Below are 12,313 nucleotides of genomic sequence, written 5' to 3' on the forward strand. Positions count from 1 at the left end.
GATAAGAGACCCCTCGGATTTCACCATAAGTCCCAGCTACAAGGGGAACGTTGCCCGTGTGCGCGCCGGCCGCGCCGAGGGCGCCGCGCTGGTCCTGAACGGCAACTGGCTCCTACTCACCCGCACCATCGGAACCCTGAGCACGCACCAGCCCGAGTGGTGGGATACCTACGGCACCAGGAACCTTCTTCCGTAGGGGACCTTCCTGGGGCGGCCGTCACCTCGGTGGGCACTCCGGCCCCCAGGCGCGGGCCCGCCACCCATGACGGCAGATCCGGCAGCGCCGGACATGACGTACTCGGCATCGACAATCTTTAGGAGTAGTGGTGGAGTTGTCCCGGCGCCGGCAGACGAGGGCTTTGGGCTGATGCCCCAGCGGCATTCGAGTTCGAAGTCGAGCCAGGGTGCCAGTTGTCGGCCAGGAGCGTGCTGGGGCGAGGACTCGGCGGCGAGCGCGGTGACCTAGCGTTCCAGGACCTGGCTGCCGAACTCGGCGTCGTGGTGCAGGAGTAGGTGTCCGAGTTCGTGTGCGGATCCATCCGCGAGCAGGCCTTGCCGGTCTTGGCGGGGTTGAGGAAGACGAAGGGCCGTTGGCCGCACCAGCGAGAGAAGTGGTCGACCCGTTCGAAGACCTCGGGTAGTTGCCGGCATTGCCATCGGGTGACAGGCGCTGCGAGCACTCAGCGGTGGCGTCCCGACCTCCAATGTGGGACAAGGTCGACAGTGCCTGCAGGTCAATGGCGGGCAGCAGAATCTCCGCGACGCCCACCGGTCCAAGAACCGACCTGTCCGGGCTGCGGGATTTCCGATCCTGCTCTGGCGATCTCGACAGCGGCCACGCGGTCGTCGGCCGCCGGAATGGCGGGCGGGGAGGCCCGGCCCGCGTCATCGCCAGCCTGCTCCCAAACTGCTCCCAATTCAAGGGGTGACAGCCAATAAGCTCGTTACCGACCCAACCGGCAACGAGCTTCTGACCTGCACATATCGATGGTGGGCGATACTGGGATCGAACCAGTGACCTCTTCGGTGTGAACGAAGCGCTCTCCCGCTGAGCTAATCGCCCTCAGCGCGGATGACTCTACCCGATCGGGCGCGCGGACCGCGAACCCGGGGTCAGTGCGTCGCGAGGTAGTGCAGCACCTGGGCGATCACGTCGATGCCCAGGCTGTACTTGATCGACAGCAGGGCGACGGCGCCGACGAAGACGAGGCCGACCGAGCCGATCACCAGGCGTACGGGCAGGGATTGTTTCTTGACCCAGGCTGTCCAGCCGTGGACGTGTCGGCGGGTGAAGGCGAGTAGGCGTTTGGCCCAGTGGAACTCCACCGCCCAGATGCCGAGGCCGGCGATCACCAGCAGCCAACCGGGGCCGGGCAGCGGGATGAGTGCGATGCCGAGGGTGACCACCAGGGCACCGAACACCCCGAAGATGATCTTTAGTGCGATTCGGCCGGTGGGGTTGGCCCGGATCAGGGCGAGAGTGGTGGATATCCGCTGCCGCCACGGCGGCGGGTCGCGTCGCTCGGACACGGCGACACCACCCCTCTCGCGCTGCACGCCCCCGGTCATCTCCCCACGATGCCCCTTCCCGGTCGGTCTATCCCGGCTTCCCCCCGGGCAGCCACGTCCGTTACGCACCTGGACGGCCGCAGTGCCACGGCCACCCGACCGACCGTGATCGATCACTGACCGACCGTGCCGGTTCCTGCGCTTTTTCGGCACCCCGTACCCCCGCTGTTCGGCTGTGCGGACCGCGACGTTCGACGGGTCTCGCCCGGTCACCGCATCCACTGAGGAGCGCGTCCGCGACCATTTCCCGCCCCAGTGTGGCGCGGGCCGTCACTGCAACCGCCGACTGGACGTTACCGGAGTAAGTCGACGACTCAACAAACCCGATGCCGGGCAGGATGAACCCACTGGGCAGAATCGGAAATTCTACATGAAGTTTCACTTTCATGAGGCCCTTCCGACCCCCTTCCCACCACTGGGTGAAGTCAGCGCATGGCGGAGCGTAGCCAGGAGTAGCGGCTGAGTATGGGAAAAGCGGGACACGCGCGTTCCGCAGCGGTGCCGGGGGGAGAACGTTCATGAGTGTCATCCGACCGACGACCGTAGAGGTCGAGACGTCGCTAAGGCTCGTCGCACCTGACGCCACCGCCCTGCCGGTGCGCGCCAGTCTGCGCTACGACCCTGCTGACCCGTATGCGGTCCATGTCCTGTTCCATGCGGAATCGGCTGGCGGCGAGGCGGTGAGCTGGTCCTTCGCCCGTGAACTGCTGGTGACCGGGCTGGACGAGCCGGCGGGCATCGGGGACGTACGGGTCTGGCCCTGGGCCACCCCGCGCGGCGACTTCGTCGCGCTGGCGCTGTCGTCGCCGGACGGCAACGCCCTGTTCGAGGTGCCGCGCAGTGTGCTGGTGCGTTTCCTGCGGCGGACCTACGTCGTCGTTCCGCGCGGCCGGGAGGCCGAGCACCTGGACGTCGACACCGCGGTGAACCGGCTACTCGCCGGTCGCTGACAGACCGAACCGGGGGCCGCGCGGATCTGCCGAATCCGCGCGGCCCCCGCCTACCCTCCCCCGCGCCCCGCGACACCCTCCGCGATCTTGCACTTTTGGTCGTTGTTACGCGGCTTCTGCGGCATATGCACCGACACAAACTGCAAGATCGCGGGGGCGGGGCAGGGCGGGGGCAGGGCGGGGCGGGGATGCTGCGGCGGGGTGGGTGGGTCAGCCGTGGGTGGTCAGGCCGCCGTCGACGGGGATCACCGCGCCGGTCAGGTAGGCCCCGGCTCGGGAGGCCAGGTAGATGGCGGTGCCGGCCATGTCCTCGGGACGGCCGATGCGGCCGAGGGGAATCTGGGCCTCGATGGCCGAGCGGGAACCGGGGTCGTCGAGCGCGAACGCCATCATCTTGCTCTCGAACGGCCCGGGGGCGATCGCGTTGACGGTGATCTGCTCACCGGCCAGCTGATGGGCCAGGCTGCGGGTCAGCATGTGCACCGCCGCCTTGGTGGCCGAGTACGCGTACACCTCCATCATCGGCACCCGGATGCCGTCGATGGAGCCGATGTTGATGACCCGCGCCGGATCGTCCGAGTCCGCCGCCGCACGCAGGGCCGGAAGCAGGGCGGTGGTCAGCCGGAAGACCGCCTTGACGTTCACCGCCCACAACTTGTCGAACGCGCTCTCCGGGTAGCTCTCCAACGGCGCTCCCCAGGTGGCGCCGGCGTTGTTGACCAGGACGTCGAGCTTGTCGACCCGGTCCTGGACGGCGGCGGCGAGGTGCTGCGCGCCCTCGTCGCGGCCCAGGTCGGCGGGGATCGCCTCGCAGCGCCCGTGCGCGGCCAACTCCTTGGCCACCGCCTCGCAGACGTCGGCCTTGCGGGAGGAGATGATGACGTGCGCCCCGGCGGCGACGAAACCCCGGGCGATCATCAGGCCGATGCCCCGGGAGCCGCCGGTGACCAGGACGGTCTTGCCGTCGACCGAGAACAGATCCTTCATGCCATCCCCTTGCGGTACCCGGCCTGGGGCAGCCGGTGTCGGTGCCGCCGTCACGAACCTCGGGGGCGTCACGACGACCAGGTCACTACCGATCAGTAACCTAACCGTCCGGACACTTCGGGAACAACCCCGTCCGTCCGCCGAAGTCGCAACCTCCCAACCGGGTGGGGCGGGATGCGTACGGGCCGGGCTCGGGCTAACGTCGCAGGTGATGGTCCCTTCCGGTCACCTCGCCACGGCGCTGCCCCACGCTGCCGCCAACCCGACCGAGATCGACACGGTCACCCTCGGTGATCTCACACCCGACACCGGGTGGCGACGGCCGGTGCTGCTGGACCGCGACGTGATCGTGTTGACCACTAGTGGTCACGGGCTCGCCGAGGTGGATTTCCGAGCCCTGCCCTGCCGGCCCGGCACGCTGCTGCGGATCCGTCCCGGCCAGGTGCTGCGTTGCGCCCTGCCCCAGCTCGACGCCACGGTGGTCCGCTGGCGTCCGGAGGCGCTGGACGGGTTCGACGTCGACGCCGACGACGTGCCCCACTGGGTCCAACTGGCCGGCGAGGACGAGGACGCGATCATCAACGAGGTCAGCCAACTGACCGTCGACGCCAGCCGGCACCGGGACACCCGGGCCGCCCGCAGCCTGTTGCGCCATCAACTCAGCGTGCTGCTGCTGCGGCTGAGCATGCTGCCGTCCGGCTCCGGACAGCTGTCGCGGCCGGAGGACGAGACCTTCCGCCGACTGTGCCGCGAGGTTGAGCGGGGATACCAGGACACCCGGCGGGTCGAGGACTACGCCGAGCGGCTGGGCTGCTCGGTGCGTACCCTCACCCGGGCTTGCCTGGCGATTACCGGGCGCAGCGCCAAGCAGGTGGTGGACGAGCGGGTCGCGCTTCAGGCCAGCCGGTTGCTGGCGGCCACCGACGAGCCGATCGCCCGGATCGGCCGCCAGCTCGGCTTCACCGAACCGACGAACTTCGGCCGGTTCTTCACCCGCGAGGTCGGCATGAGCCCGGGCGCTTTCCGGGCCGCCCGCGAACGGCCCGCGTCGGCAGCGGTGGTGCGCCCCCGCCCACCCGTCGACGCGCGCATCGACGTCCATCGGGCATGACGGTGCGGCGCACGTGACGCGCCGCCGGGCGATCCGGCGGGCTCGGTGCGGCACCGGCGGCCACGGATTGGGCATGATGACGGGGTGCAGATCTCCGCGCGTGGTGACTACGCGGTACGGGCGACACTGAGTCTCGCGGCAAGCTACCCGTCGCTGCTGTCCACCCAGGCCATCGCGGCGGAGCAGGACATGCCCCGCAAGTTCCTGGAGGCGGTCCTCGCCGACCTGCGTCGGGCCGGCATCGTGCGGGCCCAGCGCGGCGCGGAGGGCGGTTACACCCTGGCCCGACCGCCCGGCGAGGTGACCGTGGGCACGGTGTTGCGGGCGGCGGAAGGGCCGCTGGCCGGCGTCCGAGGCCTGCGTCCGGAGGAGACCCGGTACGAGGGGGTGGCCGCGCACCTGCCCGAGTTCTGGGTCGCGGTTCGCGCCGCCCTGCGCCGGGTCGTCGACGAGGTGAGCCTCGCCGACCTGGTGAACGGGCGGCTGCCTGCCCACGTCCGTCGCCTCACCACCCTGCCGGACGCCTGGGAGCCCCGCTGATGCCCACCCCCACCTGCGACTGAAACTCCACTGCGGATCCGGCCTGGTTTGGCGAATCGACGCAACGGGAATCTTCGAGCCCGTACGGGAAGTCTCGAAGGGAGCCCACAATGGGTGTGATGTTGCGTAAGCGCAAGAAGTTCGGGCCGCTGATCCTGCACTTCACGCAGAACGGCTTCTCGTCCTGGAGCATCAAGCTCGGTCGGTGGTCCTGGAACTCGCGGGCCAAGGCACACCGCGTCGACCTGCCAGGGCCGCTGCACTGGAAGCAGGACAAGTCCTGAGATCCCCAACTCCCAGCGGGGCGCCGGCATCCCCGGCGCCCCAGCACTGTCTCCAGCGGATCGCCGGCTTCTCAGATGTGGTCAAGCGTCTGACCGCACGGGTGTGACCAGCACGTCGCCGCCGAGCCGGCCGTCCGGCGGGGTCCGGGTCACCCGGCCGCTGTCGAGCAGGTCGTTCAGGGCCTGCACGGCGTCCACCGCCCGGTAGGCGGTCTCCGTCACCGCGTACCGGCGCAGCTCGGTGACCGTGCGCGGGCCGTGCCGGGTCAGCTCGCCCAGCAGCGCCCGACCCAACGGGGCCGGGTCCACCGGGGACGCCGGTGACAGTGGCTCGCCGTACGGGTCACGGAGCCGCAACCCGCTCGCCCACAGGGTCTCCTTCAGCTCCTCCAGGCTGCGGTCCGATCCGGTGCCGAAGCCGAGCCGCCGGTCGGCGTCGACCAGCTCAACCTCGGTGGCCAGTGCGAACCCGGCGTCGACAAGCGCCGCCCGCAGGTGCCTCGCCGCACCGGCGACCACGAACGCCTCGGCGGCCCGGCCGGCCGCGGCGGCGGTCAGCGCCACCGGATCATCCGCCTCCAGGTAGGACAGCACCGGCGCGCCCGCGGCACCGGCCGCCCGAAGGGCCACCGGCAGCCGGGCCGGCGGGCCGGGCATCAGGTGTACGGCGACCTCGGCCGGCAGTGCGGCCTCGGCGGCACCGATTCTGGTCGGTAGTTCCTCGGTGCCCTCGGCGAGCACGAGGACGGTGAGCCGGCAGCCGGGCAGCCGCGCGGCGTGCTCGCCGGCCAGGCGTACGGTCCGCTCGGCCAGGTGCGGGTCGCTGCCGTCGTACCCGAGGGCGACGGTGGCCCGGCGGGCGCGGCGCAGCGCGGCCGGCAGCCACCGGTCCAGGTGTCGGAGGAACGGCGCGTGCCCTACGGTGTCGATCGGCATGCTGTGGTTCTACCGCAACCGGTCAGGCCGGCTCGCCTGGACGGCGGGTCACACCGGGACCGAGATGCCGACGCCGCCCCGGGTGCCCCCGCCGTAGCGCTGGAAGTCGGCGGCCAGGTCGAGACGACCGATCCTGGTCCGGGCGGCGAGGGCGGCGTCGTCGAGCTGGTCGGCGGGCACCAGCCAGACCACCTCGAACTCCAGCCCGTCCGGATCCTGGCCGTAGAGGCTCTTGGTGGTGCCGTGGTCGGAGGTGCCGACCAGCGCACCCGCCTCGGTCAGCCGCCGGGCGGTGGCGGCCAGCTCGTCGAGGGTGTCCACCTCCCAGGCCAGGTGGTAGAGGCCGACGGTGGCCCGGCCGGCGGTCGACCGACCGGCACCCGCGCCGATCTCGAACAGGCCGAGGTCGTGGTCGTTGGTGGAGCCCGGCGCCTGGAGGAAGGCGGCACCCCGGAAGCCTTCCGGGGTCATCGGTACCCGGCGGAAGCCCAGCACGTCGCGGTAGAAGGCGACGCTGCGGTCGAGGTCGCCGACGTAGAGGACGGCGTGGTTGAGGCGATGGATTCCCATGCGCCAAGGCTAGCCCGAAATTAGTTGAGTGTTCAACTACTGCGCTATGATGCTGGTCATGACCCGCTGGCTGGACCCGGACGAACAGCGCACCTGGCGGGCGTTCCTGACCGCCTCCCGGGCACTGATGGACACGCTCGACCGCGAGTTGCAGCGCGACGCCGGGATGCCGCACGCCTACTACGAGATCCTGGTACGGCTCTCCGAGGCACCCGGACGCCGCCTGCGGATGAGCGAGTTGGCCGAGTCCAGCGGCTCGTCGCGCAGTCGGCTGTCGCATGCGGTGGCCCGCCTGGAGGCGGCCGGCTGGGTGCGTCGCGAGGACTGCCCCACCGACCGGCGCGGCCAGATCGCCCACCTCACCGACGACGGTTTCGCGAAACTGGCCGCCGCCGCGCCCGGCCACGTCGAGGGGGTACGCCGGCACCTGTTCGACCCCCTCGACGCCGACCAGGTGGCGCAGCTACGCCGGATCAGCGAGGTGCTGGCCGAACGCCTGAGGTCAGCGTGACCGGATCCTGACCGAACCACTCCGGCGCGGGTCTTGTACTAAACGTCGCTGAATGAGCACGATGGGGCGTGCCCTCCGGCTTCGGTGAACTGACTGATCAGGCGCACGACCTGGTCTCCGCCGGCGATCTCGCCGGCGCCCAACGGCTGCTCGCCGACGCGCTGACCGGCGCCGACCCGCGCCCGGCCAACGCCACGTCCGAGTTGGCCGAGGCGGCCAGCCTGCACGCGCGGGTGCTGGTCGCGCTCGGTGAGCCGCACTCGGCACGCGGCTGGGCCGCCTACGCGTACGCCGCCAGCACCCGGCTGTACGGTCGTTCCGATCCGCGTACGGTGGCCGCCGCAGCCACCCTGGCGGCGGTGCTGCACCGGGTGGGCAGTTGGTCGCGGGCGGCACGGCTGTACCAGGAAGTGATCATCGAGCTGACCGCTTCGGACGGGCCGGAGTCGCTGCGGGTGCTCGCCGCCCACGCCGACCTGGCCACCGTGGAGTACGCCCGGGGTCAGTGCCAGGTCGCCCGCGACCGGCTCCAGGACGCCTGGGAGCTGCACCGCGAGGTCTACGGCGACGGGCACCCGAGCGGGATCAAGATGCTGGCCCGGCTCGGCTCGATGCAGCGCGACTGCGACCAGTTCGCCGAGGCGCAGGACAACCTGGCGCTGGCCCGTGAACTGGCCCGCCAGCACCTCGCCGCGGACGATCCACTGGCCATCCAGGTGGCGGCGCTGTCCCGGGCGGCGGCCAACCCGGACCACGTCTGCGCCGACAACCCGCCGGTCAGCGCGGAGGAACCGGTTGTGCCGTCCGCCCGCACCCCGCCGACCGAAGACATCCCGCCCGCGTCGACCTGGCCGCATCCGCGCCTGCCCGACGACGACGGTTCCGCCTGGACGGCGTCCGCGCCTACCGAGGCGGACACCACACCTGCCGGAACAGCCGCGGACACCTGGGCCGAACACGAGTCAGGATCCGCCGCGCCGCCGCGTGACACCTGGCCGCCCGCCTGGGCGACGGCACCGGAGGACGAACCGCCGGACGAGCCGACCTGGTCCGCTGCCGCGCCGCCCTGGGGTTCGGACGAGCCGGCGCCCGCCGTTGGGGAGGACCATCCGGCGGAGGGCTACCACCCGAGCCACGGGTACCCGACGGCGGATTCCGCACCGCCCGGTGCCGCCTCGGCGGTGCCCACGCCTCGGCAGCCGGTCGACGGCCCGGCCGGGCCGCCCGAGGACTGGTGGGTCGGCCCGGCCGCCGAGCAGCCCGCCCCGAACCCCTATCCGGAGGTGCCGCCACCGGCCGGCGGTGCCGTGCCGCCGAACGTGGTCGGACTGACCGGCACGCCACAGGCCCCGGGGTGTACCGGCTGCGCCGGGTCGAGCCGGAACGCCCCGGGCCACCGTCGCGGCTGCTGCCGGTTCCGGTACGCCGTACCGCCGCCGCACCGGAACCGGCCGACCGACCGAACCGGCTGGTGCTGATCGTCGCGGCCGGAGTGGCCGTGGTGCTGCTCGGTGCCGCGGCGGTGATCGCCGGGGTGTCCCGGGTCGACGGCGGCGATCCGGCACCGCCGGCGGCCAGCGGTGACCCGAGCGGCGCGGCACCTCCGGCGGCCACCGCCACCGACGGCGCTGCTCCCCCGGCCTCGCCCGGTGCCGCGCCGACCGGTCTGTCGCTGCGCGACAACCGGGACAGTGTGACGTTGCGGTGGACGTACCCGGCCGGGGCGGAGGGGCCGGTGATCGTCTCGGGCGGTCGGAACGGTCAGCCGCAGAATCCGTTCGCGGATCTGCCCGCCGGCAGCGACAGCTTCGTGGTCTACGGGCTCAACCGCAGTCTCGACTACTGCTTCACCGTCGCCGTGGCCTGGTCCACCGACACCGTCGCCCGCTCCGACGAGGTCTGCACCGAGCGTCGCTGACCGGCGGAACGCGCTATCTTTGGCAGTTCAGGCACAAAAAAGAACGGCTTCAAAAAGCCGTTCTGAATGCGAATTCTAGCCAATCGGGAGACGGATTGTCAAGGCACTCCGGCGGTTCACCGTCCGACGACGAGATCGGCCGCGAGCAGGAGTACGTCTCGATGCTCTACCAACGCCTCGACGACCTGCGGGACCAGGCGGCGACGCGGTTGACCGAGCAGCTGCGGTCCACCGGTGGCACGTTGCAGGCGCGCTCGCAGCGCGACAGCTCGGTACGCATGTACGCCGATCAGGTCGAGCAGTTCTCGGCGGTGGAGAACGGCCTCTGCTTCGGCCGGCTGGACACCGACAGCGACCAGCGCCACTACATCGGTCGAATCGGCATCTTCGACACCGAAGGTGACTACGAGCCGCTGCTGATGGACTGGCGGGCTCCGGCCGCCCGCGCCTTCTACCTCGCCACCGCCGCCAACCCGCAGGGCATCCGGCGACGCCGGCATCTGCGAACCCGGCAGCGGAAGGTGGTCGGCCTCAACGACGAGGTACTCGACCTGACCGCCGCCTCCCCCGCCGCCCACGAGGAGCTGACCGGTGAGGCGTCGCTGCTCGCGGCGGTGAACGCCGGCCGGACCGGCCGGATGCGCGACATCGTGGAGACCATCCAGGCCGAACAGGACCGGATCATCCGGGCCGACCTGTCGGGGGTGCTGGTGGTGCAGGGCGGGCCGGGTACCGGCAAGACCGCGGTGGCGCTGCACCGGGCCGCGTACCTGCTCTACACCCACCGGCGGGAACTGTCGTCCCGGGGGGTGCTGCTGGTCGGCCCGAACGTGACGTTCCTGCGGTACATCTCGCAGGTGCTGCCGGCGCTCGCCGAGACCGGCGTGCTGCTGCGCACCCAGGGCGACCTGTTCCCGGGGATCACCGCCCACCGGGCCGAGCCGGCCACCACCGCCGCCCTGAAGGGCCGCCTGACGATGGTCGAGGTGCTGACCAACGCCGTACGCGACCGGCAGCGGGTGCCCGACGAGCCGGCGGAGATCGAGTTGCCGCAGCGGGAGGTCCTGGTCCTCGACCCGGCCACCGTGTGGGCGGCGCGCGACCGGGCCCGGCGCAGCGGCCGGCCGCACAACCTGGCCCGCGCGGTCTTCGACATCGAGGTCATTCACGCGCTCGCCGACCAGGTGGCCGAACGCATCGGCGCCGACCCGCTGGGCGGGGAGAACCTGCTGGAGGAGGCCGACCGCGCCGAGATCCGCCGTGAGCTGCGCGAGGATCCGGAGGTACGGGCGGCCCTGGACGAGCTGTGGCCGGTGCTCACGCCGCAGCGCCTGCTCGCCGACCTGTACGCCGCCCCCGAGCGCATCGACACCGCCGCGCCCATGCTCAGCGACGCCGAGCGGGCCGCGTTGCATCGCGAGCCGGGCGGGTGGACGCCGGCGGACGTGCCCCTGCTCGACGAGGCGGCGGAGTTGCTCGGCGAGGACGACCGGGCCGCCGCCGCCCGCCGGGACCGGATCCGTGCCCTGCAACGCGAGTACGCCGAGGGCGTGCTGGAGATCGCCCGGGGTTCGCGCTCGATCGACGTGGAGGACGAGGCCGAGGGGGGCGAGATCCTCGGCGTGACCGACCTGCTCGACGCCGACCGGCTGCTGGAACGGCAGGAGGAGGCGGACCGGTTGACCACCGCCCAACGCGCGGCGGCCGACCGGGGATGGGCGTTCGGGCATGTCATCGTCGACGAGGCGCAGGAGTTGTCGCCGCTGGCCTGGCGGCTGCTGATGCGCCGCTGCCCGAGCCGCTCGATGACCATCGTGGGCGACGTGGCGCAGACCGGGGCGCTGGCCGGCACCCCGTCGTGGGCGGAGGCGCTGGCGCCGTACGTGGCGGACCGGTGGCGGCTGGCCGAGCTGACCGTCAGCTACCGCACCCCCGCCGAGATCATGGAGGTGGCCGCGGGCGTACTGGCCCGGATCGATCCGGCGCTGCGCCCGCCCCGCGCCGTACGCTCCAGTGGTTTCGCGCCACGGCAGCGGACGGTGCCGGCGGAGTCGCTCGGCGCGGAGCTGGTGGCGACCGCCACCGCCGAGGCGGCCGGGCTGACCGACGGGCGGCTCGGGGTGATCGTCCCGGCCGGCCGGCTCGACGACCTCGGTGCCGCACTGACGGCGGCGCTGCCCGAGGCCGCCGTCGGTGAGCAGCCGGAACTGGAAAGCCGCGTCGTGCTACTGACCGTCGCCGACGCCAAGGGCCTCGAATTCGACTCGGTCATCGTGGTCGACCCCGACCGCATCATCGCCGAGTCCCCCCGAGGCCCCAGCGACCTCTACGTAGCCCTGACCCGCGCCACCCAACGCCTGACCACCCTCAACCCCACCCCTTGACGCCCGTTGATCATGAGGTTAGCGGCACTCACGGAGATCGAAAACGCCGCTAACCTCATGATCAACAAGGTGGAGGTGGGTGGTTAGTCGAAGTTGCCCTGGTGGGTGGTGGGGGTGGAGTTGTCGCTGGTGGAGCCGGCGGACGGGGTGGTCATGCCGCCTGTGGTGGCGTCACCGGTGGTGGTCGGGGCGACCTTGCCGGGGTGGCGCTCCGGTTGGCGGGCCACCCGACGGGCGCTGGCCGGACCGGCGGTGCCGCCGGTCGTGGTGATCGCGCCCTGGCCACGGGTCGGCCCGCCGTCGCGCAGCACGGTCGGGTCGATCGGCACGTCGGCCGGGTCGTCCGGGTCGTCGCGCTGCAACTGGCTCTCCACGTCGGTCGGCGGCACGGTCACCTCGTCCAGGGCACCTTCGCCGTACACACCGCCGGTGATCCGCTCCTCGGCCCGGCGGGCGGCGTCCTGTCGCATCTCGTCCTCACGCACGATCCATCACCTCGCAGAAGGGTCGGTCTCGGTGCGTGCCCGGTGACCGGCGCGGCAAACCCGCACCG

General features: G+C 71.7%; 11 protein-coding genes, 1 tRNA gene and 1 pseudogene. 7 read left to right on the forward strand and 6 right to left on the reverse strand.

Features of this window, described 5'->3' with window-relative positions:
• Nucleotides 1-988: 988 nt before the first annotated feature.
• Nucleotides 989-1,063: transfer RNA gene (locus ENC19_RS02170), tRNA-Val, on the reverse strand.
• 50 nt (nt 1,064-1,113) lie between these two features.
• Nucleotides 1,114-1,791 carry a TIGR02611 family protein gene (locus ENC19_RS31230; protein ID WP_309246138.1) on the reverse strand — a complete coding sequence of 226 codons (678 nt, stop codon included), beginning with the start codon at nt 1,789-1,791 and terminating at the stop codon, nt 1,114-1,116.
• A gap of 296 nt (nt 1,792-2,087) precedes the next feature.
• Here ENC19_RS31230 and ENC19_RS02180 point away from each other — a divergent pair, with 296 nt between their 5' ends.
• Nucleotides 2,088-2,519: an SsgA family sporulation/cell division regulator gene (locus tag ENC19_RS02180; protein ID WP_007457244.1), complete on the forward strand. Its 432-nt coding sequence runs from the start codon at nt 2,088-2,090 to the stop codon at nt 2,517-2,519.
• A 210-nt stretch (nt 2,520-2,729) separates the two neighbouring features.
• Here the strand turns inward: ENC19_RS02180 and ENC19_RS02185 are convergent, their stop codons facing one another.
• Entirely contained in the window at nt 2,730-3,506 is a 777-nt protein-coding gene (locus ENC19_RS02185) for a glucose 1-dehydrogenase (protein WP_164445461.1), read from the reverse strand.
• Nucleotides 3,507-3,717: 211 nt separating this feature from the next.
• On the opposite strand from ENC19_RS02185, the gene ENC19_RS02190 reads away from it, so the two are divergent.
• The 3 genes from ENC19_RS02190 to ENC19_RS02200 all read left to right on the forward strand — a co-directional run bounded on the left by ENC19_RS02190 (nt 3,718) and on the right by ENC19_RS02200 (nt 5,441).
• Nucleotides 3,718-4,617, forward strand: a complete 900-nt coding sequence (locus tag ENC19_RS02190) for a helix-turn-helix transcriptional regulator (protein WP_164445462.1) — start codon at nt 3,718-3,720, stop codon at nt 4,615-4,617.
• Between the two features lie 84 nt (nt 4,618-4,701).
• A complete protein-coding gene (locus ENC19_RS02195; protein ID WP_164445463.1) occupies nt 4,702-5,157 on the forward strand; it encodes an RrF2 family transcriptional regulator in 456 nt (151 codons plus the stop codon).
• A 110-nt stretch (nt 5,158-5,267) separates the two neighbouring features.
• Nucleotides 5,268-5,441 (forward strand): DUF4236 domain-containing protein, encoded by a 174-nt coding sequence (locus ENC19_RS02200; protein WP_093402924.1) that lies wholly within the window; start codon nt 5,268-5,270, stop codon nt 5,439-5,441.
• A gap of 81 nt (nt 5,442-5,522) precedes the next feature.
• Here the strand turns inward: ENC19_RS02200 and ENC19_RS02205 are convergent, their stop codons facing one another.
• Together ENC19_RS02205 and ENC19_RS02210 are read right to left on the reverse strand one after the other, a co-directional pair.
• On the reverse strand, nt 5,523-6,377 hold the full coding sequence (locus ENC19_RS02205) for a hypothetical protein (protein WP_164445464.1): 855 nt from the start codon (nt 6,375-6,377) through the stop codon (nt 5,523-5,525).
• Nucleotides 6,378-6,425: 48 nt separating this feature from the next.
• The gene (locus ENC19_RS02210) at nt 6,426-6,947 is read right to left on the reverse strand and encodes a VOC family protein (protein ID WP_164445465.1); all 522 of its coding nucleotides are present in this window, start codon (nt 6,945-6,947) and stop codon (nt 6,426-6,428) included.
• A 49-nt stretch (nt 6,948-6,996) separates the two neighbouring features.
• Here ENC19_RS02210 and ENC19_RS02215 point away from each other — a divergent pair, with 49 nt between their 5' ends.
• The 3 genes and pseudogenes from ENC19_RS02215 (at nt 6,997) to ENC19_RS02225 (ending at nt 11,760) form a co-directional block, all read left to right on the forward strand.
• The gene (locus ENC19_RS02215; RefSeq protein ID WP_164445466.1) at nt 6,997-7,458 is read left to right on the forward strand and encodes a MarR family winged helix-turn-helix transcriptional regulator; all 462 of its coding nucleotides are present in this window, start codon (nt 6,997-6,999) and stop codon (nt 7,456-7,458) included.
• 68 nt (nt 7,459-7,526) lie between these two features.
• A pseudogene (locus ENC19_RS02220) lies at nt 7,527-9,376 on the forward strand (tetratricopeptide repeat protein).
• Between the two features lie 161 nt (nt 9,377-9,537).
• Nucleotides 9,538-11,760, forward strand: a complete 2,223-nt coding sequence (locus ENC19_RS02225; RefSeq protein ID WP_164445962.1) for a HelD family protein — start codon at nt 9,538-9,540, stop codon at nt 11,758-11,760.
• Nucleotides 11,761-11,843: 83 nt separating this feature from the next.
• On the opposite strand, the gene ENC19_RS02230 is transcribed toward ENC19_RS02225, so the two are convergent.
• Entirely contained in the window at nt 11,844-12,245 is a 402-nt protein-coding gene (locus ENC19_RS02230) for a hypothetical protein (protein WP_164445467.1), read from the reverse strand.
• Between the last annotated feature and the right edge of the window lie 68 nt (nt 12,246-12,313).

It is taken from the genome of Verrucosispora sioxanthis (assembly GCF_010560025.1).
In the GTDB taxonomy this organism is placed as follows: Bacteria; Actinomycetota; Actinomycetes; order Mycobacteriales; family Micromonosporaceae; genus Micromonospora; species Micromonospora palythoicola.